The organism is Micromonospora sp. NPDC005291 (genome assembly GCF_040607415.1).
Lineage (GTDB): Bacteria > Actinomycetota > Actinomycetes > Mycobacteriales > Micromonosporaceae > Micromonospora.
Genome location: NZ_JBEXGR010000028.1, coordinates 1 through 22,705 on the forward strand (window position 1 = coordinate 1; position 22,705 = coordinate 22,705).

At 72.0% G+C, this 22,705-nt stretch carries 20 protein-coding genes; 8 read left to right on the plus strand and 12 right to left on the minus strand.

Annotation, left to right across the window (positions count from 1 at the left end):
- Nucleotides 1-984, plus strand: a 984-nt coding sequence (locus tag ABZT18_RS27985) for an RtcB family protein (protein ID WP_355252876.1), incomplete at its 5' end; no start/stop codon positions are given.
- Between the two features lie 51 nt (nucleotides 985-1,035).
- Here the strand turns inward: ABZT18_RS27985 and ABZT18_RS27990 are convergent.
- The 6 genes from ABZT18_RS27990 to ABZT18_RS28015 form a co-directional block, all read right to left on the minus strand.
- Entirely contained in the window at nucleotides 1,036-1,827 is a 792-nt protein-coding gene (locus tag ABZT18_RS27990) for a maleylpyruvate isomerase family mycothiol-dependent enzyme (protein WP_354995921.1), read from the minus strand.
- A gap of 109 nt (nucleotides 1,828-1,936) precedes the next feature.
- Nucleotides 1,937-3,430 carry an MFS transporter gene (locus ABZT18_RS27995; protein ID WP_355252879.1) on the minus strand — a complete coding sequence of 498 codons (1,494 nt, stop codon included), beginning with the start codon at nucleotides 3,428-3,430 and terminating at the stop codon, nucleotides 1,937-1,939.
- A 33-nt stretch (nucleotides 3,431-3,463) separates the two neighbouring features.
- Nucleotides 3,464-4,093, minus strand: a complete 630-nt coding sequence (locus ABZT18_RS28000) for a TetR/AcrR family transcriptional regulator (protein WP_354995919.1) — start codon at nucleotides 4,091-4,093, stop codon at nucleotides 3,464-3,466.
- A 139-nt stretch (nucleotides 4,094-4,232) separates the two neighbouring features.
- Nucleotides 4,233-5,132 (minus strand): Gmad2 immunoglobulin-like domain-containing protein, encoded by a 900-nt coding sequence (locus ABZT18_RS28005; RefSeq protein WP_355252882.1) that lies wholly within the window; start codon nucleotides 5,130-5,132, stop codon nucleotides 4,233-4,235.
- Nucleotides 5,129-6,571, minus strand: a complete 1,443-nt coding sequence (locus ABZT18_RS28010; RefSeq protein ID WP_355252885.1) for a HAMP domain-containing sensor histidine kinase — start codon at nucleotides 6,569-6,571, stop codon at nucleotides 5,129-5,131. Before ABZT18_RS28010 ends, ABZT18_RS28005 begins: the two co-directional genes overlap by 4 nt.
- Nucleotides 6,572-6,585: 14 nt before the next feature.
- On the minus strand, nucleotides 6,586-7,266 hold the full coding sequence (locus tag ABZT18_RS28015; protein ID WP_354995916.1) for a response regulator transcription factor: 681 nt from the start codon (nucleotides 7,264-7,266) through the stop codon (nucleotides 6,586-6,588).
- A 183-nt stretch (nucleotides 7,267-7,449) separates the two neighbouring features.
- On the opposite strand from ABZT18_RS28015, the gene ABZT18_RS28020 reads away from it, so the two are divergent.
- The gene (locus ABZT18_RS28020) at nucleotides 7,450-7,806 is read left to right on the plus strand and encodes an L-rhamnose mutarotase (protein ID WP_354995915.1); all 357 of its coding nucleotides are present in this window, start codon (nucleotides 7,450-7,452) and stop codon (nucleotides 7,804-7,806) included.
- 83 nt (nucleotides 7,807-7,889) lie between these two features.
- Here the strand turns inward: ABZT18_RS28020 and ABZT18_RS28025 are convergent, their stop codons facing one another.
- A complete protein-coding gene (locus ABZT18_RS28025; protein ID WP_354995914.1) occupies nucleotides 7,890-8,459 on the minus strand; it encodes a hypothetical protein in 570 nt (189 codons plus the stop codon).
- Nucleotides 8,460-8,704: 245 nt separating this feature from the next.
- Here ABZT18_RS28025 and ABZT18_RS28030 point away from each other — a divergent pair, with 245 nt between their 5' ends.
- The gene (locus ABZT18_RS28030) at nucleotides 8,705-9,889 is read left to right on the plus strand and encodes a snapalysin family zinc-dependent metalloprotease (protein ID WP_355252888.1); all 1,185 of its coding nucleotides are present in this window, start codon (nucleotides 8,705-8,707) and stop codon (nucleotides 9,887-9,889) included.
- Nucleotides 9,890-10,012: 123 nt separating this feature from the next.
- On the plus strand, nucleotides 10,013-10,660 hold the full coding sequence (locus tag ABZT18_RS28035; protein WP_354995912.1) for a hypothetical protein: 648 nt from the start codon (nucleotides 10,013-10,015) through the stop codon (nucleotides 10,658-10,660).
- A gap of 11 nt (nucleotides 10,661-10,671) precedes the next feature.
- Here the strand turns inward: ABZT18_RS28035 and ABZT18_RS28040 are convergent, their stop codons facing one another.
- Nucleotides 10,672-11,508, minus strand: a complete 837-nt coding sequence (locus ABZT18_RS28040; protein WP_354995911.1) for a DUF3152 domain-containing protein — start codon at nucleotides 11,506-11,508, stop codon at nucleotides 10,672-10,674.
- A gap of 135 nt (nucleotides 11,509-11,643) precedes the next feature.
- Here ABZT18_RS28040 and ABZT18_RS28045 point away from each other — a divergent pair, with 135 nt between their 5' ends.
- Nucleotides 11,644-12,144 (plus strand): SigE family RNA polymerase sigma factor, encoded by a 501-nt coding sequence (locus tag ABZT18_RS28045; RefSeq protein ID WP_354995910.1) that lies wholly within the window; start codon nucleotides 11,644-11,646, stop codon nucleotides 12,142-12,144.
- A complete protein-coding gene (locus ABZT18_RS28050) occupies nucleotides 12,141-12,899 on the plus strand; it encodes a hypothetical protein (protein ID WP_354995909.1) in 759 nt (252 codons plus the stop codon). The genes ABZT18_RS28045 and ABZT18_RS28050 overlap by 4 nt, the downstream gene beginning before the upstream one ends.
- A gap of 19 nt (nucleotides 12,900-12,918) precedes the next feature.
- Here ABZT18_RS28050 and ABZT18_RS28055 read toward each other — a convergent pair whose 3' ends face one another.
- Nucleotides 12,919-15,750: an ATP-binding protein gene (locus ABZT18_RS28055; protein WP_354995908.1), complete on the minus strand. Its 2,832-nt coding sequence runs from the start codon at nucleotides 15,748-15,750 to the stop codon at nucleotides 12,919-12,921.
- 202 nt (nucleotides 15,751-15,952) lie between these two features.
- Here ABZT18_RS28055 and ABZT18_RS28060 point away from each other — a divergent pair, with 202 nt between their 5' ends.
- Entirely contained in the window at nucleotides 15,953-17,710 is a 1,758-nt protein-coding gene (locus ABZT18_RS28060) for a M28 family peptidase (protein WP_354995907.1), read from the plus strand.
- Between the two features lie 264 nt (nucleotides 17,711-17,974).
- Here the strand turns inward: ABZT18_RS28060 and ABZT18_RS28065 are convergent, their stop codons facing one another.
- Nucleotides 17,975-18,673, minus strand: coding sequence for an SDR family oxidoreductase (locus ABZT18_RS28065; RefSeq protein ID WP_354995906.1), 699 nt, complete (start codon nucleotides 18,671-18,673; stop codon nucleotides 17,975-17,977).
- 161 nt (nucleotides 18,674-18,834) lie between these two features.
- Here ABZT18_RS28065 and htpG point away from each other — a divergent pair, with 161 nt between their 5' ends.
- A complete protein-coding gene (gene htpG, locus ABZT18_RS28070; RefSeq protein ID WP_354995905.1) occupies nucleotides 18,835-20,751 on the plus strand; it encodes a molecular chaperone HtpG in 1,917 nt (638 codons plus the stop codon).
- Between the two features lie 59 nt (nucleotides 20,752-20,810).
- Here the strand turns inward: htpG and ABZT18_RS28075 are convergent, their stop codons facing one another.
- On the minus strand, nucleotides 20,811-21,464 hold the full coding sequence (locus ABZT18_RS28075; protein ID WP_354995904.1) for a response regulator transcription factor: 654 nt from the start codon (nucleotides 21,462-21,464) through the stop codon (nucleotides 20,811-20,813).
- 40 nt (nucleotides 21,465-21,504) lie between these two features.
- Entirely contained in the window at nucleotides 21,505-22,605 is a 1,101-nt protein-coding gene (locus ABZT18_RS28080) for a sensor histidine kinase (protein ID WP_354995903.1), read from the minus strand.
- Nucleotides 22,606-22,705 lie beyond the last annotated feature (100 nt).

Genomic DNA, 22,705 nt, shown 5'->3' on the forward strand with positions numbered 1-22,705 from the left:
GTGGACATCGGCTGCGGAATGTCGGCGGTCCGTACGTCGCTGACCGCCGCCGACCTGCCGGACGATCTGGCCGGGCTGCGCTCCGCGATCGAGGCCACCATCCCGGTCGGCTTCACCAAGCGGGACAAGGCGGTCGACCCGCGCCGGGTGCGGGGCCTGGAGCAGGCCGGTTGGGACGACTTCTGGGGCCGCTTCGCCGGGCTGGACCGGCGGGTGGCGCAGCTGGAGACCAGGGCGCAGCGGCAGCTCGGCACCCTCGGCGGAGGCAACCACTTCATCGAGGTCTGCCTGGAGCAGGGTGGCGCCGACGAGGGCCGGGTGTGGCTCATGCTGCACTCCGGATCACGCAACATCGGCAAGGAGCTGGCTGAGCGGCACATCGGGGTGGCGCGGGGTCTGCCGCACAACGTCGACCTGCCCGACCGGGACCTGGCGGTGTTCCTGGTCGGTACGCCGGAGATGGACGCCTACCGGCGGGACCTGTTCTGGGCGCAGGAGTACGCGCGGCGCAACCGGGCGGTCATGCTGGCCCTGCTCTGCGGCGTGGTGCGCGAGCACTTCCCGCAGGTCGGTTACGACGAGCCCATCTCGTGCCACCACAACTACGTCGCCGAGGAGAGCTACGACGGCGTGGACGTGCTGGTCACCCGCAAGGGGGCGATCCGGGCCGGGCGGGGCGACCTGGGCATCATCCCCGGGTCGATGGGCACCGGGTCGTACATCGTGCGGGGTCGGGGGAACCCGGACGCGTACTGCTCGGCCTCGCACGGGGCCGGGCGGCGGATGTCGCGGGCGCAGGCCAAGCGGACCTTCAGCACGGAGGACCTGGCCGCGCAGACCGCCGGGGTGGAGTGCCGTAAGGACGCCGGGGTGGTCGACGAGATTCCCGGCGCGTACAAGGACATCACCGAGGTGATGGCCCAGCAGGAGGATCTGGTCGAGGTGGTCGCGCACCTCAAGCAGGTGGTCTGCGTGAAGGGCTGACGGGGTCGACAGGCCGCGCGGGTCGGGGTGACCGGCCCGCGCGGCATCTCCTCAGAAGCCGGCGAAGACCCGGCGCAGGTCGTCCAGGGGCACCGGGCCCGTCACCCGCACCCCCTCCGGGGTGTTGGCAGACCCGAGCCGTCCGGTGGCCAGCCGCAGCCACGCCTCGGCCGGGGCGGTCAGCTCGCCGTCGGGCTGCTCCGGCGCGTCGACCAGCTCGACCTTCTCGCCCAGCCGCAGCCCGTACGCCTGCTCGGGTGCGTGCAGCCGGACCAGCAGGGTGGCCTCCCGGCCGGCCAGTTCCTGCGGCCGGCTGGTCCAGGCCAGCATGCCGCCGATCTGGTCGAGCAGGAGCGGCACCGCTTCCGGGGTCACCGCCGCGAACGGGTTGAACGCCACCTCGACGTCCCACTGGTGCAGGGCGAACTCACTGAGCCGGAACCGGCCCGCGGTGGCCAGGTCGACCGGTTCCGGCAGGAAGCCGAGGTCGATCCGCAGCGAGGCTCGGGTGTCGGCGTCCAGCGCCTCGTACGCCTCGACCAGCCGCTCGTTGGTGGCGAGGAAGCCGGCGGCGTGCTCGGCCGGGGACATCGCGTCCCAGCGCTGCCAGACGCCGCGGTTGAAGTCCCCGTCCGGGCCGGGTGCGCCGGTGCGGGCGGCGTCCAACGACGCCAGGGTGATCTCGGCGCCGCTGCCCAGGTGGCTCAGCACCTGGGAAACCTGCCACTCGCTGGCCCCCGACGGCCGGAGCAGGTCGTCTTCCTTGAGGTCCCGGACGAGCGCGGCGAGCTCCTCGTGGCCGGCGCGCAGAGCAGTGATGATCTGGTCAGCAGGGGTGGGCATGGATCTCCTCAAACGGACTTTCGACGGTGGTCGGGACGTTACCGGAGGTGGACGCCGGCCGGCCCACCCCCGGGTCGGGGCGGTCCGGCCGGCGGCCGCGTCGGTCAGCTCAGCCCATGTGCACGGTGTTGCCGGTCGGGACGTCCTCCTTGCGCACCTTCACCAGGAACAGGGTGGCCAGCCCGGCGAGCACGATCAGCGCCGCGCCCCAGGCGAACGCCACGCTGTAACCGTGCACCAGCGCCTCGATCTGGTTGACCGGGGTCGGTGCCCGGCCGACCAGGTAGGCGGCGACGGCGCTGGTGTACATGGTGTTCAGCAGCGCGGTGCCCAGGGAGCCGCCGATCTGCTGGGTGGCGTTGAGCGTCGCGCTGGCCGCGCCGGCGTCGTGCTCCGGCACCCCGACCAGGGCGAGGCTGGACAGCGGGACGAAGGTGAAGCCCAGGCCCAGGCCCAGGATGACCTGGGCGGGCAGCAGGTGGGTGAGGAACGAGGTGTTCACGTCGATCTGGGTCAGCACCAGCATGCCCACGGCGGCGAGCACCGTACCGGCGACCATCAGCGGCTTGGCACCCAACCGTGGCATCAGCTGGCTGGCACCACCCGCGGCGATCAGCACACCGGCGGTGACCGGCAGCGACGCGAGACCGGCCTCCAGCGGCTTGTACTGCAGCACCACCTGGAAGTAGAAGGTCAGGAAGAGGAACGCCCCGAACAGGCCGGCGCCGATGAGCGTGGAGGTGAGGAACGCGCCGCCCCGGTTGCGGTCCAGGAGGATCCGCAGCGGCAGCAGCGGGTGGCTGGAGCGCATCTCGATCACCACGAAGGCGGCGAGCAACACCACGCCCGCGGCGATGAAGCCGAGCGTCGCGGTGGCATCCCAGCCGTTCTCGGCGGCCTTGGTGAAGCCGTACACCAGGGAGACCAGGCCGGCGGTCACCACGATCGCACCGGGTACGTCGTATCGGGTGTTGCCGTGTGCCCGGCTCTCCGGCACCAGTGGGAGCGCGAAGGCGATGGCGATGGCGGCGACGGGAATGTTGACCAGCAGGCACCAGCGCCAGTCGGCGTACTCGGTGAGCACCCCACCGAGCAGCAGACCGACGGCGGATCCACCGCCGGCGATCGCGCCGTACACCGCGAAGGCCTTGGCGCGTTCGGTGGTCTCAGTGAACAGGACGGTGAGCAGCGCCAACGCGGCCGGGGCGAGCAGCGCGCCGAAGGCACCCTGCAGTGCGCGGGCGGCGAAGAGCATCCCACCGGTGGTGGCCAGACCGCCCAGCGCCGAGGCGAGCGCGAAACCGGTCATGCCGACCAGGAAGGTGCGCTTGCGCCCCCAGTAGTCGGCGATGCGGCCGCCGAGCAGCAGCAGACCGCCGAAGGCCAGCGTGTAGGCGGTGACCACCCACTGCCGGTTCGCGTCGTTGATGCCCAGGTCCGCCTGGGCCTGCGGCAGTGCGATGTTCACGATGGTGGCGTCCAGGACCACCATCAGCTGCGAGACCGCGATGACCGCCAGCGCGATCCAGCGCCGCGGGTGCGGCGCGCCTGTCGACGTCCCGGCGCCGGGTGCGCCGGGGGCGGTCGAGGTAGTTCCGGGCATGGTGAAGCCTTCCGTGTTGCGAATGGCGATGAATCAGGCCTGCGACAGGCTGTCGGGCTGATAGCGGAGCACCGGAATCAGCACCTGGTCGACGACCTGGGTGAGGAACGCGTCATCGGCGGGTAGGCCGGACGCGACGATGCGGGACAGGGAGAGCGCGGGCGCCAGCTCGTGGAACAGCTCCCGTTCGCCGGCCTCCGGCGGGATCTCACCCCGGGCGGCGGCGCGGACCAGGATGGCCGTGCTGGCCACCCGCCCGGCGGGCAGCACCTGGTGACGCACCAGGCGTTCCAGCTCCGGATTGGTCCGCATGGCGAAGGCCAACGCCTGCATGAGATCGCAGTCTGCCGCGCAGATCGCGGCCGTGGCGCGCAGCAACTCGATCAGGTCGCCGCGCAGGGAACCGGTGTCGGGTGGGTTGTGCACGCCCACCTGCCGGTCGCGCAGGGCGGCGACGACCAGCTCCGCCTTGCCGTCCCAGCGCCGGTAGATGGTGGCCTTGCTGACGTGGGCGCGGGCGGCGACGGCGTCGATCGTCAACCGGTCGAAGCCGACCTCGCGCAGCAGGTCGATGACCACGGCGAACAGGGCGCTGTCGGTGCACCGCGGACCCCGGGCCGCCGGCACCCCGGCACCCGCGCCCACCTGCTGACCACCCAGCATCCCCGAACCCCCCGCGAAACGATGTCGTACTGACACTAGTTCGCGGTTGTCCGAACGCGCAGGTTTTCGTGAGTTGCATCGCACCGAGTGGACGAAACGATTGCGTTTCGGGCCGGTGGCCGGCGGGTGAACCCGGTGGTCAGCCGCCGGGCGCGAGGATCACCGGAACGGCCATCGTGTTGATCCGCGAGCCGTCGCGGGCGGACACCTCGTACACCTCGACCGTGCCTTTCTGCTCCCGAGCCGTGCGCCAACCGACCACCACGCGGTACGCGCCCCGGCAGCCGCTGCCGCAGCTGGCGGTGCCGAAACCGGTGGCCACCTCCCGGCCGGCGGCGTCCAGCACCCGGACACTCACCGTGGCCTCGAACACGTCGGCGCTGCCGGTGACGGTGAGTGGGGTGGAGACGCGGTCGCCGGGGATCGGGCCGGTGACCACGATCGGCGGCAGCAGACCGGTGTAGTCGGCTCGGTCGACCGGTGGCCCGTCGCCGAAGCGGACCTGCCGCACGCTGGGGAACTGGGTGAGCGTCCACACCACCTGCGCCTCGCGTAGCCGTCGGTCCACCGGATCGTCGGCGGACGCGACCCGCAGTGTCGCCACGCCGTCGGTGATCCGGGTGACCTCGACGCCGACCGGGAGCAGGGTGGTCAGCCCGGTGGCGGCCTCTGCCGGCGTGGGCCCGGTGGCCAGCTCGGTCAGCGCCAGTCGGGACGTCGCGACGGTGGCTGGCCGGGTCCGCCGCGTCGGGACGAGCTGCCCGGCGCGGACGAACCACAGTTCAATGGTCACGGTGTCAGCGGTGCTGGTGCCGGCCGGCGTCGGCGCGGTTTTCGTGGGTGAATGTGGCGGGTCCGATGGCGGGGTGCGGGTCGGATCCGGACGTTCGCTCGGTGCGGCGCTCGACGGGGCCGCGCTCGTGGGTGCACCGGTGGGCGCCGGACCGAGCGCACCGGAGCGCGGTGTGCCGCACGCGGTCATGAGCAGCGCGGCGACGAGCACCGGTGTGATCGCCCGGGCGGCACCTCGCCGGCTCATCGCGCACCGCCCGCCACCGTGCCGGCGTGCCGCTGCTCGCCGTCGTCGCTCTGGGGCGCGGCGGGACCGTGGGCCGGCAGTTCCAGCCGGAAACAGGTGCCGGCGTCGGGCCCGCTACGGACGCTCAGCACGCCGCCGAGCAGAGCGGCGTGTTCCCGCGCGATGGCCAGCCCGAGCCCACTGCCCGGCGCGGAGCGGGACGGGTCGACCTGGTGGAACCGGTCGAACACGCGGGGCAGGTGCTCCGCCGGGATGCCCGGCCCCTGGTCGGTGACCTCGAAGACGACCAGCGGACCTGCCCCGGCCACGGTGGCCCGGATCTCTCCGCCGCCGTGCTCGACAGCGTTGGCGATAAGGTTGGCCAGCACACGCTCCAGCCGGCGCGCGTCGGTGCGCAGCGTGACCGAGTCGGCGGTGACCAGTACCCGCTCCGACCAACCGCGCGCGGCGACGATCCCGTGCAGCAGCGCCGACGCGTCGACGGGCCCGACGGCTGGTTGCTCCCGGCCGGCGTCCAGCCGGGAGATCTCCATCAGGTCCTCCACCAGCCGGCGCAGCCGGACCACGTCGCCGACCAGCAGGCGCGCGGCCGGTCGCGCGTCGTCGGGCAGCTGGTCCAGGTGCTCGTGCAGCAGCGACGCCGCGGCCACCAGGGCGGTCACCGGGGTACGCAGCTCGTGCGCGACATCGGCGGTGAACCGCCGCTCCCGGGCCTGCGCAGCCGACAGGGCGGCGATCTTCGACTCCAGCGCCTCGGCCATCTCGTTGAACGACGCCGCCCAGACGCTGAACTCATCGCGCCCGCGTACCGGCAGGCGGGTGGCGAGCAGCCCCTCGGTGAGCGCCCGAGCGGCCCGACTGGCCCGACCCACCGGCTCCAACGTGCGCCGGGCCAGCGCGTGACCCACCCCGGCGGCGAGCAACACCACGAGCACCCAGCCAGCCAGCAGGGCGGTACGCAGCTGACCCAGGTCGGTGGCGACGTCGTCCTCCACGGTGAGCACGTACAGCTCGGCGGTCGAGCCGGGAATGCGCCCGCCGACGACCAACAGTCGAGGACGCTCCGTCGGCGCGGAGCGCTGGTAGCCGAGCTGCCCGGCCGCGACCGTGGCCCGCAAGTCGGTGCCGAGCGCCGGGGCGTACGCGGGGTGCGAGGGACGGCTCGGGCCGTCGACGAGCACCACGTGCCGTCCGCTGGCCTCGAAGCTGGTGAGCAGGTCGGTGCTGCGCTGCTCGGTCAGCGGGAGGAACTGTCCGGCGAGGACGAGTTGGTAGCGGGCGTCGGCGGCGGCCTCCTGCAAGGACGCGTCCAACCAGGACTGCCGCAGCAGCAGCCCGGTCCCGCCGGCGAGCAGCCCGGCCGAAACCCCGGCGACCAGGACGAACGCAATCGTCAGCCGGCGCCGCAGACGGCCCGGTGCCACCGCGCGTCCGGCCATCGCCGACCCTCCCGTCAGCCCATGGACAACTTGTAGCCGGCGCCGCGCACGGTACGGATCAGCCGTGGCTGCGCCGGGTCGTTCTCGATCTTGGAGCGCAGCCGCTGGACCGCGACGTCGACCAGTCGGGAGTCACCGAGGAAGCTGTGGTTCCAGACCAGGTCCAGCAGCAGCTCCCGGGTGAAGACCTGGCCGGGTCGGCGGGCCAGCTCCAGCAACAGGCGGAACTCGGTGGAGGTCAGCGCCACCTCCCGACCATTTCGGCGGACGACGAAGCTGCCGGGGTCGATCTCCAGGCTCCCGACCTCGATGATGGTCGACGCGACCGGCGCGCTCGCCCTGCGCAGCACCGAGCGGACCCGGGCCACCAACTCGGGCAGGTCGAAGGGCTTACGCAGGTAGTCGTCCGCGCCGCACTCCAGCCCGACCACCACGTCGATCGTGTCGGTGCGCGCGGTCAACATCAGGATCGGCACCTGACTGGTACGCCGGATCTCCCGGCAGACCTCCAGGCCGTCCAGACCGGGCAGCATGACGTCGAGCACGATCAGATCGACCGGGTGGGCTCGCCACGCCACCAGGGCCTGCCGCCCGTCGACGGCGGTGTCGACCCGGAAGCCGGCGCGGCGCAGACCGAGGGCGGTGACCTCCCGGATGGAGGCGTCGTCCTCGACCACCAGCACGCGGCCCTCCATGAAGTGAGGGTAGACCCGCCGCCACGGTCCACAGTCCTGGCAAAACGGTCGGTCTCGGCGGCCGGCCGGGCCACCCGCGCCGCCCCGCACCAGGCATCCTGCAACGGCGGCGGGAGGTGCACTACCTTGCTCTCGACTTGGTCAGCTCACACGAGAGGGCACGACGTGCAACGTTATGGCTGTGTGATCCGGCTCCGCCCGGACCAGCGGGAAACCTACCTGCGGTTACACGCCGCCGTCTGGCCGAGCGTCGAGCAGACGCTACGCGAGGCGAACTTCCGCAACTACACCATCTTCCTCCACGACGACCTGCTCGTCGGCTACTACGAGTACGTCGGTGACGACTACGACGCCGACCAGCGGCTCATCGCCGCGGACCCGCAGACGCAGGAGTGGTGGAAGCTGACCGACCCGTGTCAGGAGTCGCTCGCCGAGCCCGGATCGGGGCACTGGTGGGCCCCGATGCGAGAGGTCTGGCACCTGGCGGACGAGTCGCCCGAAGAGGCACCTGACCAGGCCCCGCAGGGCTCCCGCAGCTGAGGCTCGCCCGGCCGGACGGCAGCGAACCGTCCGGCCGTGCCCGCCCGGGGCGTGGTGTCGCCTCCGGACGGGCAGCCTGGTGCTCACTCCTGCCACTGGTGGGCCACGTCGAGCACGACGCGGCTGTGGGTGCCGGGGCCGGCCAGCACGATCACGCGGAACGGCAACCGAGCCCGTACGCCGACCGCGAAGGTGCTGTAACCCTCGAAGCTGCCGCCGAAGACGACGTCGCGCAGCGTCGTGTAGCGCAGTACGTTCGCGACGTGCGCTCCGACCGCGTAGGGCACGGCGCCCTGGTGGGCGGCGTCGTACGCGGGGGCCCGCAGCGAGACCCGCAGCAGCGCGCCCCCGGCGGTGTACGGCGACAGAGCCAACCCCTCGCCCTCGGTCCACGTCTCGCCGTAGCCGACCGCGTAACCGTCGACCGGGCCGGCGAACTCGAACACCACCCGGTCGTAGCAGTCGTGCCGGCCGGTCCGTACGTCGACCAGCGGGGCGTCGCTCAGCGTTCCGGCCGACTTCTCCGCGCTGCCCCAGGTGATCCCGCAGTACGCCGAACTGGTCGTGCTGCCCGCGGCGGTGCTGCTGCCCGCGCCGGCGACCAGCCCGGCGAGCACGACCGCCAACGCTGTCAGTGCGCTCCTGATCCTCATGGTGGTTTCTCCGTTCGATGTTCGGGGCCACGTCGCGGCGGCGCTGCCGGTGACCCTCCGCTGCTGCCACCGTCGTCCTGCCTCGGCACGGGTACTTCGCCGAGACGTAACCGCTGAGTAACAGCCGATGGCCTCGCCGGTATGAGGATTCCGCTATGCCGGACATCGATCGTCGCGCCTTTAGCATTCACGTACATCGATGACCGGTGGCCGATGGTCGCCGGATGACCGCAGGGGAGTGCGTGATGTTCCGACGACAACTGAGACGTACGGTGCAGGCCGTGCTGGTGGCCGTGCTGGCGGCTGCCGGAATGCAGCTCGCCACCGGCGCACCGGCCGCCGCCGTGCGGACCGTCTACTACGACGCGAGCCGGACCGGTGAGTTCCGTGCCAACTTCGACCAGGCGGCGCAGATCTGGAACAGCCGGGTCAGCACCGTTCGGCTCCAGGCCGGGACCCCGGCCAGCATCACCATCACCGTCGACGACGGCTGGCCCCGGGCGCAGCCCACCGGCCTCGGCTCGGGCCGGATCTGGATGGGCCGCACGGCCGTCAACCAGGGCTACGACCGCAACCGGATCGCCGCCCACGAGATCGGCCACATCCTCGGCCTGCCGGACCGGCGCACCGGCCTCTGCACCGACCTGATGTCCGGCAGCAGCGCCCCGGTCTCCTGCCGTAACGCGAACCCCAGTTCGGCCGAGGCGAGCCGGGTGAACTCGCTGTTCGCCGGCACACTGGCCGCGCCCGCGGTCGGTGAGACGTACACCTGGAGCGGTGCCTCGGACATCGGTCCGACGGTGGTCGGCGGCCGGTCGGCCTCGGAGAACTACCCCTTCATGGTGTACGTGTCCGGCTGCACCGGCACGCTGATCAAGGGCAACTGGGCGGTCACCGCCAAGCACTGCTCGACGCCGTCGTCGGTGCGGGTGGGCAGCGTCAACCGCACCAGCGGCGGCACCGTCGTCGGGGTGACCCGTGCGGTCAACCACCCGAGCGTCGACGTCAAGCTGCTGCAACTGGCCAGCTCGGTCGCCTACGCCCCGGCCCCGATCCCGAGCACCTCCGGCGCGGTCGGCACCGCCACCCGGATCATCGGCTGGGGTCAGACCTGCGCGCCCCGGGGCTGCGGATCAGCCCCTGCGGTCGCCAACGAGCTGGACACGTCCATCGTGGCCGACAGCCGGTGCTCCGGCATCAACGGCCCGTACGAGATCTGCACCAACAACACCAACGGCAACTCCGGGGCCTGCTACGGCGACTCGGGCGGGCCGCAGGTGCGCCGGGTCAACGGAGTGTGGAACCTGATCGGCGCGACCAGCCGGGCCGGCAACAACAACTCCACCTGCGCCACCGGCCCGTCCATCTACGTCGACCTGCCGTCGATCCGCTCCTGGATCTCCACCCAGGTCGGAGGTCTGCCCGTCTGACCATCGAGGACACTGCGGGCGGGGACGTGCGCGAGACGCGTCCCCGCCCCGACGCGGGTGTGTCACCATGCGCCGTCGCACTGGGGTACCGTGCCTGGCACATCGTCACATCCGAGGTGGTCCATGCCTGCCGTCATCGCCCTCGTGCTGACCCTTGCCCTCGCGCCCACGCCGTCCCCGTCGATCACCTCGGGTCCGGTCGGCGACCTTCTCGGTGGCGTCGGCCGGATCGTCGACGACCTGCTCAGGGGCGACAGCACGCCGAGCACGGCTCCGACGCCGAGCGCCACCCCGCCGTCCACGCCACCGGCCACCGATCGGCCCAGCGCGGCGGCGCCCACTGCGGCTCCCGCGCCCGCTGGGTCGTCGGCCGGTGTCCAAGCCCCGGCGGCGCCCGCCGCGCCTGATCGCTCCGCCGGCAGAGGCACGGGCGCCCGCGAGGCAGCCGTGCCCCTGCCCAACGGTGACGCCTCCGATCCGGCTGCCCCGCCGACGCTCGCCAACCCCGCTCGTGACGGTTGGCCGCCCGCGTACTACCTGCTGGTCGTGGCTGCCCTCGCGGTGCTGGCACTGCTGCTCCTGCGCCGCCGCCCGGCGGTCGCCGCGCCAGGCCCCGCCGCCGCACCTGCGCCGGCCCCCGCTCCCGCACCCGAGCCGGATCCCGGCCCCGTGCCGGACAATGTCAGCCGGCTGCCGACCAACCTCAACGCCATCTACGAGCTGGGACGGCTGGACGAGCGGCTCGACCAGGAGCGCCGCCGCCGAACCTGAGGTTCGTCGGCTCAGTGCGCCGAGTGGGCACCCGCGCGCCGCGGGATCTCATCGCGGTACGCCCCGACCGGCCCGCGGTAGCGGACCTTGCCATCCGGGTACGGCCAGGCGTTCGCGGTGCAGCCGTGCAGGCCCAGGGTCTGCTGCTGCATCGCCGGCGCCGGCTGGCCCCGCCCCGGGCACCGCTCGTGACCGAACCCGAGCCGGTGCCCCACCTCGTGGTTGACCATGTACTCCCGGTAGCTGTCGAGGTTCGCGCCGTAGCCCGGCACTCCCTGGACCCAGCGCGCCACGTTGAGCACCACCCGGTCCCCGTTGCGGCACGAGGTGTAGCCGTCCGGCACGTCCTGGCAGAGGGTGTCGCGGGTGCCGGGGGTCGCCAGGTAGATGGTGAAGTCGGTCGTCCCGCCGGTACCCACCCGGCGCAGCCGCCACGTCCCGCCGGCCGTCCACCCACGTCGGTCGTTCAGGGTGGCGGAGACCGCCGTGGCGATGTCGCCCACCGGCAGGCCCCGGATGTCGCGCTCCACGGCGACCCGGTAGCGCAGCAGCCGGCCGCCGGTCGCGCGTGCCGGTGCCGTCTCGGCGGGCGCCACCGACCAGCGGTTGCCGCCGGTGGCGGGGTAGCTGATCGGGAGGGCAGGTACGACGGTGGGCGTCACACCGGCGACTCCGGTCGGCCGACCGGGAGCGGTGGTCGCGGGTGGCCCGCCGGGCAACGGTCCGGCGGCGACGGGCTCGGTCGGGGGTTGCCCGGCGGCTGGCAGTCCGCATCCGGTGAGCAGCGCCAGCACCAGCAGCAACGCCGCTGAGGCGGAACGCCACCGGCGGGTAACCTTCGTCGACATGTCTCTCCCCTCGCGCGCCAGTCGGCGGCGCGGGGGAGAAGACGGGTGACCACGGCGAAAAGTTGATGTGACTCGGACTCAACCTTTTGCCCTCCTTCCCCGTCCATAGCGGTGTGACACGGGGGAGGGTTCACGGTGGCGCGGGGTGACGCGGAGTTCGTCGAGTTCGCGCGGGCGGCGTCCGCACGACTGGTGCATGCCGCGTTCCTGATGACCGGCGACCACCACCAGGCCGAGGACGCCGCGCAGACCGCTCTGGTCCGTACCTATGCCTCGTGGTCCCGGATCCACGACGACGACGCCTACGGGTACGCCCGCCGTACCCTGGTGAACCACCTGGTCGACGGGTGGCGGCGGCCGATACGGGAGTATCCGACCGAGGAGGTCCCCCCGCAGCGGCGCGACGACGTGGCCGACGAGGTGGCCACCCGGCGCTGGTTGATCACCATCCTCGGCGCGCTCAGCCCTCGCGAGCGGGCCATCGTCGTGCTGCGCTACTACTTCGACCTTCCGGAGGCGCAGGTGGCCCGGGAACTCGCCGTATCCGTGGGCACGGTCAAGAGCACCAGCTCCCGAGCCTTGGAGAAGCTGCGCACCGCCGCACCCCGGACGGCCGACCAGGAGGCGTGTCGATGAGTGAGCTGGACCGGCTCCGCCACGCCATGCGGGCGACCGAGCGCCCCGACGCCACGCTTGACCTGGCCACCGTCATGCGCGAGGGGCGGCGACTGCGTACCCGTCGACGGGTCGCCGGAGCCGGAGGGGCGACGCTCGCGGCCGGGCTGGCCGTCGTCGTCGTCGTGGTGGCGGTCGGCGCCCGCCCAGGCGATCCGCCGACGACCGAGCGTCCACCGCCGGTCGCCGTCGCTCCGCCACCGGCCGTTGTCTCGCCGATGGTGCCGAACTCGCTGGGGCCCACGCCACCGCCGCCGACGGCCCTCGACGTACCGTCCCCGAAGCCCCTGGGCCAGGTGATCGACAGCGGGGTGCGGCACGGCACCGACCAGCGTGTGTACTACGTCGTCAGTGTGTCGGTGCCCGGCCAACCCAAGGTGTCCATCGGGCTGGCCGCCGGTCGCCGCGCCCCGGACGGCACGCTGACCACGGACATCCTGGTCAACGACGTCGAAGGAGCTGACCGCGGGCCCGGGTTCCACCAGATCGGTTACGGCGAGCGGGCATCGGCCGCGCCGGTGCCCACCTTCGGGTACTTCGTCGGCCCGGCCCAGCGGATCATCGGCACGGCGGACGGCCGGCAGGTCGATGCCCGGCTGACCCGCTGGAGTGCCGACAAGGCGGTGGTGATCTTCTGGTTCGACCCGGCCGATCTGACCCCGGGGGAGCGGCTCGACGGCATCATCGCCCGCGACGGCAGCGGCCGCCGACTCTGACGCGCTGGCGGCTGGTCGCTCAGGCCGGGCCGGTCAGCCGGCGCTCGATGGTCACGGTCGTCCCCGCAGCGGTGGAGACCAGCCGCACGTCGCCGTAGGCGTTCATCAGCAGCGCGCCCCGTCCCCGGTCCATCGCTGGCCGGCGGTCCCGCCAGGTGCCGAAATCCCGCACCGAGATCCGGATCAGACCACCGCCCACCTGGACCCGCAGCCGCACCTCCGGACGGCTGGGCCGCTGCGCGTGCTCGACAGCGTTGTTCATCGCCTCCGACGTGGCGAGTAGCAGATCCTCCAGCACGTCCGGGTCGACATCGAGGTCGCCCAGCGTCAGCCGGACATCCCGACGCATCGCCGCGGCCGAGGTGGGTGCCGACGGGTACGTCCACCCGACGTCCAGGATCTCGCCCAGCCCGTCCCGGTCGGCCAGGACCTCCGCGACCACGGACGCGTCCGAGTCGGGTTCGCCGGTGGTACCCGGGACGGCGTCGGCCGACGGCCCCTCGACCGGTGGTTCGTCGACCGCCGGGGCCGGCGCGACGGCGCTGACCGCGGCGGACCGTGCCGACGCCGGTGCGGCGCCGACTGTCGCTGTGCCGTTGGCGGCGGCCGGGTGGGTGCGGTCGCGGGCTCGGCGAATGGTGGCCCGGATCCGGGCGATCAGCTCGGCGGCGGCGAACGGCTTCACCAGGTAGTCGTCGGCGCCCAGGCTCAGGCCCTCCACGCTGGCCTCTCCGCCGGCACGGGCGGAGAGCACCAGCACCGGCAGCGCCCGGGTCGCCGGGTCTGCGCGCAGCCTGCGCACCAGGTCGAAGCCGTCCAGCACCGGCATCATCACATCGGTGAGGACCAGGTCCGGAAGGTCGCGGTGGACCTCGTCGAGGGCCTGCCGGCCGTCGGTGACGGCCCGCACCCGCCAACCCTGCCCGGCGAGCAGCCGGCTGAGGTACGCCCGCATGTCGCTGTTGTCGTCGGCGACCAGGATCCGCGCCCCGGCAAGTTCGTCCACGGCCGTCCCGGGCGCACGGACGGGCTCCGTCAGACTGCCGCCCGGCTCGGCGAGCCAGCCCATCGCCTCCTCGACAGCGGCGCGGGCCGCGTCACCCCGCCCGTCCAGTAGCGGACCGGTCACCGCCGTGCGGCGTGCCGCCGACCAGGGCAGCGCCACGGTGAAGGTGCTGCCGACGCCCACTCGGCTCGTCACCCGGACCTCACCGCCCTCAAGCCGGGCCAACTCGTGCACCAGGGCCAGGCCGATGCCCGTGCCCCCGTGGCTGCGCGAGCGGGCGCCCTGCACCCGGTGGAAGCGTTCGAAGAGTTTCGGCAGGTCTCGTTCGGCGATGCCGATACCGGTGTCCGCGACGGTGAGGCGTACCTCCTCATCGTCGGCGTCCAGGGCGACCCGGATGCGGCCGATGAACGTGTACTTCAGGGCGTTGGACAGCAGGTTCGTGACGACGCGTTCCCAGTTGACCGGGTCGACCGTGACCGGCCGGGGCAGCGGTGGACAGACCACCTCAAGAGTCAGCCCGGCCCGCTCGACGGCGGCCCGGAACACACCGGTGAGCTCGGCCGTGAGCGCGGCCAGGTCGACCACGCGGGCGTCGCTGCGGGCGCGCCCGGCCTCCAGGCTGGAGAAGGTGAGCAGGCTGTTGACCAGGGTCAACAGCCGGGTGGCGTTACGCCAGGCGGTCTCCGCCCGCTCCCGCTGCACCGGTGCCAGCAGCGTGGTGGCGTCGGTGAGGGCGTCGGTCAGCGGGCCGAGGATGAGGGTCAACGGGGTACGGAACTCGTGGCTGACGTTGGCGAAGAAGTCGGTCTTGACCCGGTCCAGTTCGGCCAACGCCTCGACTCGGCGCCGCTCCTCCTCGTACTCCTGGGCGTTGCGCAGCGCCACCGAGATCTGCTGGGCCAGGAGTTGGGTGAAGGCCCGGTACGCCTCGTCGAGCCCTCGGCTGGGGCTGACCCCCGCCACCAGTACGCCGAGCGGCTGATCCTCGTCACCCGAGGGCAGCGGCAGCGCCAGCGCGGTGCGAACCGGGTCGCCCCACGGGCCGGCGGGCAGTGGCAGCCGGTCGGCGACGTCGGTCACCTGGGCCGGTCGGCCCTCGGCGGCGTCCGGCAGCCCCCAGGCGTACGCCCCCGGGCCCGGTGCGGCCAACTCGACGGTGTCCGGCAGCACTCCCGGGTGCCCCTGGCCGCCGCCGGCGATCCGCCGCAGCACCGCGCCGTCACGCACGTAGATGGCGGCGAACGGCACGTCCAGCGGATGGCCGTCGATCGCGTCGATCAGCCGAGCGCCGGTGGCGTCCACGTCGACGGTGCGTCCGTCGCCGAGAACGGACAGGTCGCGCAGCAGGCGCAGCCGGCGTTCGCCGACCACCTGCTCGGTGACCTCGCTGCACACCGCGAGCACGCCGACGGTACGGCCGTCGTCGTCCCGGGCCGGGGCGTGCGAGACGCTGAAGTAGGCCTCCTCGCGGTAGCCGGCCCGCTCCAGCAGCAGCCGCAGGGCGGGGACCCAGCTGGCCACTCCGGTTGCCATGGCCTGCTGGATCAGCGGGGCGAGCACGTCCCAGCCCTCGGCCAGAGTCACCCGCACGTCGTCGCCGAGCGCGGCCGGGTGCTTGTCGCCGATCAGCGCGGAGTACGCGTCGTTGTAGAGCTGGGAGTAGCTCTCACCCCAGAGCAGCAGCATGGGGTACCGGGAGGACAGCACCAGCTGCACCGCGGCGCGCAGGCTCTGCGGCCATCCGGTCACCGGGCCCAGCGGAGTGCGGGCCCAGTCCAGCTCTGCCATCAACCTGCCGGTGTCACCGCCGCCGGTGAACAGGCCACTGCTGGGTCGTGTCACGCTCGACCCGGCCCCATCGCAAGCCCCCGTTCCGGGCCCGACGACCCCTGCTGCGTTACCTACCCATCCTGGCACCTCTACTCACCTGTGCCGACGCCGGTACCCACCGTCGAACCGGTGGCGGTTCCGGACGAACGACCGATGCCCACGAGATCGATATCTGTAATTGTCTCGGGTATCTCTCCAACCCCGAGGAGCCCCCATGAGAGGCAGAACGCTGAGCGCGGGAGTCGCGCTTGCCGTGTTCGCCGGAATGACGGTGACGCTGGCCGCCCAGCCGGTGGCCGCGTCACCCACGCCCGTGACGACGGTGGCCCGGCCGATCGCCGCGCCCGCCGTCGCGTTGGCAGCACCGGACATCTCCGTCACCAACGTCCAGGCGCACCTGACCCAGTTCAACTCCATCGCCACCAGCAACGGCGGCAACCGGCGGGCTGGTTCGGCCGGCTACACCGCCTCGCTCAACTACGTGAAGAGCAAGCTCCAGGCGGCCGGCTACACCGTCAGCGAGCAGAACTGCTCCAGTTGCACGTACCCCTCGAACAACCTCATCGCCGAGTGGCCCGGCGGCCCGGCCGACCAGGTGGTCATGTTCGGCGCTCACCTGGACGGCGTCTCGGCCGGTCCGGGCATCAATGACAACGCCACCGGATCGTCGACCCTGCTGGAGAACGCGCTGGTCCTGGCCGCGCAGAACCCGACCATGACCAAGCGGGTGCGGTTCGCCTGGTGGACCGACGAGGAGCAGGGGCTCAACGGCTCCCGGTTCTACGTCAACTCGCTCAACACCACCCAGCGGGGCTACATCAAGGGCTACTACAACTTCGACATGGTCGGCTCGGTCAACGGTGGCTACTTCATCAACCGGGTCACGTCCACCACAGCGGCGCCGCTGAAGGCGTACTGGGACTCGCTGGGGCTGCAACCCGAGGAGAACGTCGAGGGTCAGGGCCGCTCCGACGACTACTACTTCCAGCAGGCCGGCATCCTCACCTCCGGCTACGCCGCGGGCGCCAGTGCCCGCAAGACCAGCGCCCAGGCGGCCAAGTGGGGCGGCACCGCCAACGCCGCCTACGACCCGTGCTACCACCGGGCCTGCGACACCACCGCCAACGTCAGCGCCACCGTGCTGAACCGGGCCGCGGACGGCGTCGCGTACGCGCTGTGGCAGCTCGCCGTGGGCGGGGGCACCCCGACCAACGACTTCTCCGTCGCTGTCAACCCGACGACGCGCACCGTCGCGCGGGGCGCCAGCACCACCGCGACGGTGGCCACCGCCACCACCGCCGGTTCCGCCCAGTCGGTCAGCCTCTCGGCCTCCGGCGCGCCCAGCGGGGTCAGCGTCTCCTTCAGCCCGTCCTCGGTGACCTCCGGCGGCTCGGCCACGATGACCCTGACCGCGTCGGCCAGCGCGGCGACCGGCACCTTCACCGTCACGGTCACCGGCACCGGCTCGGTCACCCGCACCGCCAGCCTCACCCTCACCGTGACGGGCACCGGCGGCTGCGCAGGCGGTCAGGTGATCGGCAACGGCGGCTTCGAGAGCGGCAGCACGCCGTGGACCGCGTCCTCCGGCGTGATCACCAACTCCAGCAGCCAGCCGGCCCGGACCGGGTCGTACAAGGCATGGCTCAACGGGTACGGGAGCACCCGCACCGAGACCCTGTCCCAGTCGGTGACCGTACCGGCCGGGTGCGCCAGCTACACGCTGTCGTTCTGGCTGCACATCGACACTGCCGAGACCACCAGCTCCACGGCCTACGACAAGCTCACCGTCCGGGTGGGCTCGACCACGCTGGCGACGTACTCGAACCTCAACGCCGCCACCGGCTACGTCCAGCGCACGCTCAACGTGGCCGCGTACGCCGGGCAGACGGTGACGCTGACCTTCACCGGCACCGAGGACTCCTCGCTGCAGACCAGCTTCGTGATCGACGACGTGACGCTGCAGGCAAGCTGACGGCGGGTCGCCGGGTGGAGGCACCCCGTTCGCCTCCACCCGGCGACCATGCCCAGCGCCCGTCGCCCGCCGCCCGCCGCCCGTCGATCTAGGGCAGCGCGCGTCGATCTAGGGCAGATTGCTGTGAACGGAGATCGTCTGACGACGATTCGCCCTAGATCGCGGGACCGAGGGGCGCGGGCGCGCGGGGCACGCGGGGTACGCGGGCCGCAAGGGGCGCGCGGGCCGCAAGGGGCGCGCGGGGTACGCGGGCGGGGCGGGGGTTTAGGGGAGTTGCGGGTAGAGCGCGGAGACCCCTCCGGCTAGCCCCGCCTGGACCTGACGGCTGATGTCGTCGGTCACGATCTCGTACGCGTCGGCCTCGATGCCGTCCACCCCGATCCGGGCGATCAGCGCCGGGTCGGACTTCGGGCCGGTGACCGTGGCGGCCATGTCGGTGTCCATGTAGCCGACGTGCAGGCCGGCGACCCGGACGCCCCGCTCGGCGAGCTGGATGCGCAGCGCGTTGGTCATCGCCCACTCGGCCGACTTCGCGGCACCGTAGGCCCCGTGCAGGGGGAAGTTCACCCAGGACAACACGGAGAGCACGTTGAGGATGGTCCCGCCGCCGTTGCCGGTGATGACCGGTGCGAACGCCCGAATCATCGACAGGTTGCCCACGTAGTGGGTCTCCAGTTCGAGCCGGACGAGGTCCAGGTCGCCGTCCAGCAGGTCGGTCCGGGAATCGATGCCGGCGTTGTTGATCAGCAGGTTCACGTCGCCGGCCAACTTGGCGGCGGCGGTGATCGAGGCGGGGTCGGTGATGTCCAGCCGCACCGGCGTCACGCCTGGCAGGTCGACGGTGTCCGGGTTGCGGGCGCCGGCGTAGACGGTGGCGCCGCGGGCGAGGAGTTCGGCGGCCAGGTGCCGGCCGAAGCCGCGGTTGGCGCCGGTGACGAGGGCGGTACTTCCAGCGATCTTCATGCCGTCACGCTATCCGACCTGACTTCTGTCGGGCAAAGTCAGCCATGTCACGCGGGTGGCGCGCCCGGATCGGGAATACGACCCGGATGCGGCCACCACCCGGCCGGTGACGGCTCGTATCCTTTCCGCGAACCTCCGCACGAGCCGAGCAGGGAGACGGTGTGAGTAACCAGGCCGAGACGTTGGAGTTCCAGGCCGAGGCGCGTCAGCTCCTCCAGTTGGTGGTCCACTCGATCTATTCGAACAAGGACGTCTTCCTGCGGGAAATCATCTCCAACGCGTCCGACGCGCTGGACAAGCTCAGGTTGGCCACGCTGGTCGACAAGGACCTCGTCGCCGACACCGACGACCTGCACGTCGCACTTGAGGTCGACCGGGACGCCCGCACCCTCACCGTGCGGGACAACGGCATCGGGATGACCCGCGACGAGGTCGTCAAGCTGATCGGCACCATCGCCAAGTCCGGCACCGCCGAGTTGCTGCGCCAGCTGCGCGAATCCGCCGACACCCACGCCTCGCAGGACCTGATCGGCCAGTTCGGCGTTGGCTTCTACGCCGCGTTCATGGTCGCCGATCGGGTCACCCTGCTGACCCGCAAGGCCGGCGAGACCGGCGGTACGCGGTGGGAGTCCGCCGGCGAGGGCACGTACTCGATCGAGACGGTCGACGAGGCGCCCCAGGGCACCACGGTGACGCTGCACCTCAAGCCGGTCGACACCGAGGACAACCTGCACGACTACACCGCCGAGTGGACCATCCGGGAGATCGTCAAGCGATACTCCGACTTCATCGCCTGGCCGATCCGGATGAGTGTCGAGCGCCCCGGCGCTGACGGCGCGGACGCCACCAGCGAGGTGCAGACCCTCAACTCGATGAAGGCGCTCTGGGCGCGGCCCCGCGACGAGGTCGACGCCGCCGAGTACAACGAGTTCTACAAGCACGTCAGCCACGACTGGGCCGACCCGCTCGAGGTCGTACACATGAAGGGCGAGGGCACCTTCGAGTACGAGGCGCTGCTGTTCCTGCCCAGCCACGCCCCACTGGATCTGTTCTCCCCGCAGGGCCGCCGTGGCGTCCAGCTCTACGTCAAGCGTGTATTCATCATGGACGACTGCGAGGCGCTGGTCCCCACCTATTTGCGCTTCGTCAAGGGCGTGGTCGACGCGCACGACCTGTCGCTGAACATCTCCCGGGAGATCCTCCAGCAGGACCGACAGATCCAGATCGTCCGCCGCCGTCTGGTGAAGAAGATCCTCGCCACGGTCAAGGACCTGAAGGCCAACCACGCCGAGCGCTACCGCACCTTCTGGACCGAGTTCGGCGCGGTGGTCAAGGAAGGGCTGATCGACGACACGGACAACCGCGACACCCTGCTGGACATCCTGTCGGTGGCCTCCACCCACGACCCGGCCGAGCCCACCGACCTGGCCGGCTACGTCGCGCGGATGAAGGACGGCCAGAGCGACATCTGGTACGCCACCGGTGACTCCCGGGCCGCCATCGAGAACTCGCCGCACCTGGAGGCGTTCCGGGCCAAGGGGCATGAGGTGCTGCTGCTCACCGACCAGGTCGACGAGGTGTGGGTCGAGCGGGTGGGCGCGTACGACGGCCGGCCGCTGCGTTCGATCGCCAAGGGCGAGATCGACCTGGACACCGATGAGGAGAAGCAGCAGGCCGAGGCCGAGCGCGAGCAGCAGCGACAGGAGTTCGCGGCGCTGCTCGACTGGTTGGGCACCACCCTGACCGACAGCGTCCGCGAGGTCCGCCTGTCGTCGCGGTTGACCACCTCACCGGCCTGCGTCGTCGGCGACGCGCACGACCTCACCCCGACCCTGGAGAAGATGTACCGGGCGATGGGGCACGAGGTTCCCCCGACCAAGCGGATTCTGGAGATCAATCCCGGTCACCCGCTGGTCGCCGGGCTGCGCAAGGCCCACGAGCAGGGCAGCGACTCCGTCGCCCTGACCGAGACCGCCGAGCTGCTGTACGGCCTGGCGGTGCTCGCCGAGGGCGGTGAGCTGACCGACCCGGCCCGTTTCACCCGGACGCTCGCCGACCGGCTGGCGCGCACCCTGTAGGAGGCGTACCCCTCCGGCCGGCGGGCCGCCCGAGCAGCGGGCCCCGCCGGCCGGTCACGTCAGTGGCCGGGGACCACCAGGCCGGACTCGTAGGCGATCATCACCGCCTGGGCGCGGTCGCGCAGGTGCAGTTTGGTGAGCAGGTTGCCGACATGGGTCTTCACCGTGTGCTCGCTGAGGTGGTGGTGGGCGGCGATCTCGGCGTTGGACAGCCCGGCCGCGATCAGGCGCAGTACGTCCGTCTCGCGGGCGGTCAGGGCGGTCACCGCGGCGGCCCGGGCGGGGTCCGGGTGCCCGCGCCGGTGCAGTTCGCCGATCACGCGGGCGGTGACGGCGGGGGCGAGCAGCGCGTCCCCGGCGGCGACCACGCGGACGGCGTTCACCAGGTCGGCTCGAGGAGCGTCCTTGAGCATGAAGCCACTGGCGCCGGCACGCAGGGCCGCGTACAGGTAGTCGTCGGTGTCGAACATGGTCAGGGCGAGAACCCGGCTCGGGGTGAGTGCGCAGACCTGACGGGTCGCGGCGACACCGTCGAGGACGGGCATCCGCATGTCCATCAGGACGACATCGGGACGGTGCTCGATGGCGGCCCGCACGGCGGCGGCACCGTCGGGGGCCTCGGCAACCACCTGGATGTCCGGCTCGGCGCCGAGGATCGTGGCGAACCCGGCCCGGAACAGGTCCTGATCGTCGGCGAGTACGACGCGCAGCATCAGAACACCGCCAGCGTCGACACACCCACGACTCCTGGCATCAGAGCATTGCCGATGGGGGGAGGGGGAGGATGGCGGTAACGGTGAAGCCGTGGCTGTCGGAGGCCGGGCCGGTGTGCAGGGTTCCGCCGCAGGCCTGGGCGCGCTCGCGCATGCCGACGATCCCGTATCCGGGCATGTCGGCACCGGAGGCCCGGTCGCCGCGGCCGTCATCGGTGATCGACACGGTCAGGGAGTCCGCTGTGTAGTCCAGCAGGATGCCTACCGATCGTGCCTCGGCATGCCGGACCACATTGGTCAGCGACTCCTGCACGATCCGGTAGGCGGCTACCCCGACGTCCGCCGGCGGTTCGGACGGTGGGGACGAGACGGTGAGGACGGCGTCGAGGCCGGTGGCGCGCACGCGTTCGACGAGGGCGGGGAGGTGAGCCAGGCCCGGCTGGTCGAATGGCTGGTCGGCGGGCTCGTGCAGACTGCCGACCGCGCGACGCAACTGGCCGATCGCGTCCCGGCCGGTGGCGGCGATCGTGGCGAAGGTGGCGTCGGCGCGGTCTGGATGAGAGCGGACCAGGAGCGGACCCGCCTCCGCTTGGACGATGATGACGCCGACTGCATGGGTGAGGATGTCGTGCAGGTCGCGGGCGATGCGGGTGCGTTCGCTCAGTACGGCCGCCTCGCGTTCACCGGCGACGCGACGATCGCGTTCGGCGACGGCCATGGCCTGGGTACGGCGGGCGCGGGTGCTGGTGCCCAGGGCGTACGAGAAAATGTAGGCGACTGCCAGGTAACGCAGCACCTCGACGTCCGGGTGCGGATAGAGCAGCGAGAACAGGAGGCCGGCGGCGGTGAGCACGATGCCGAGCAGGCGGATACGCAGGGAGGCCCGCGCCGCGAACGTGTAAAGGCAGACGAGCGGGCCGACCGGCAACAGCGGGGGCGCGCCGAGCGAGGCGGAGACGGTCGTGGCGCAACCCACGACGAACGCGACCCCGAGCAGCGCGCGGTCACGCCACAGCACCGGCACCGACGACGCGACCGCGAGCGGTAGCACCCACCAGGCGCCTGGCCCGGCGACCAGGGCGGGCAGCACGGTCGCGGTGACGGCGGCCATGGTGACGGCGAGATTGACGTACCGCTTCACGTCGGCAGTATCGTCCGGCCCGGCGCTCCCGCGCCTCCCTCCACAGGACCAGATCAAACTCAGCTCGTACGGCGATCCGCCCCGGCCGCCCCCGCCGCAC

Coding starts and splice junctions, on each gene's coding strand:
- ABZT18_RS27990 (WP_354995921.1), bottom strand. CDS start 1,827: ATGCCCACCCCTGCTGACCAGATCATCACTGCTCTGCGCGCCGGCCAC.
- ABZT18_RS28050 (WP_354995909.1), top strand. CDS start 12,141: ATGAGTGAGCTGGACCGGCTCCGCCACGCCATGCGGGCGACCGAGCGC.
- ABZT18_RS28035 (WP_354995912.1), top strand. CDS start 10,013: ATGCCTGCCGTCATCGCCCTCGTGCTGACCCTTGCCCTCGCGCCCACG.
- ABZT18_RS28060 (WP_354995907.1), top strand. CDS start 15,953: ATGAGAGGCAGAACGCTGAGCGCGGGAGTCGCGCTTGCCGTGTTCGCC.
- ABZT18_RS28000 (WP_354995919.1), bottom strand. CDS start 4,093: ATGCTGGGTGGTCAGCAGGTGGGCGCGGGTGCCGGGGTGCCGGCGGCC.
- ABZT18_RS28030 (WP_355252888.1), top strand. CDS start 8,705: ATGTTCCGACGACAACTGAGACGTACGGTGCAGGCCGTGCTGGTGGCC.
- ABZT18_RS28005 (WP_355252882.1), bottom strand. CDS start 5,132: ATGAGCCGGCGAGGTGCCGCCCGGGCGATCACACCGGTGCTCGTCGCC.
- ABZT18_RS28025 (WP_354995914.1), bottom strand. CDS start 8,459: ATGAGGATCAGGAGCGCACTGACAGCGTTGGCGGTCGTGCTCGCCGGG.
- ABZT18_RS28015 (WP_354995916.1), bottom strand. CDS start 7,266: ATGGAGGGCCGCGTGCTGGTGGTCGAGGACGACGCCTCCATCCGGGAG.
- ABZT18_RS27995 (WP_355252879.1), bottom strand. CDS start 3,430: ATGCCCGGAACTACCTCGACCGCCCCCGGCGCACCCGGCGCCGGGACG.
- ABZT18_RS28065 (WP_354995906.1), bottom strand. CDS start 18,673: ATGAAGATCGCTGGAAGTACCGCCCTCGTCACCGGCGCCAACCGCGGC.
- ABZT18_RS28010 (WP_355252885.1), bottom strand. CDS start 6,571: ATGGCCGGACGCGCGGTGGCACCGGGCCGTCTGCGGCGCCGGCTGACG.
- ABZT18_RS28040 (WP_354995911.1), bottom strand. CDS start 11,508: ATGTCGACGAAGGTTACCCGCCGGTGGCGTTCCGCCTCAGCGGCGTTG.
- ABZT18_RS28075 (WP_354995904.1), bottom strand. CDS start 21,464: ATGCTGCGCGTCGTACTCGCCGACGATCAGGACCTGTTCCGGGCCGGG.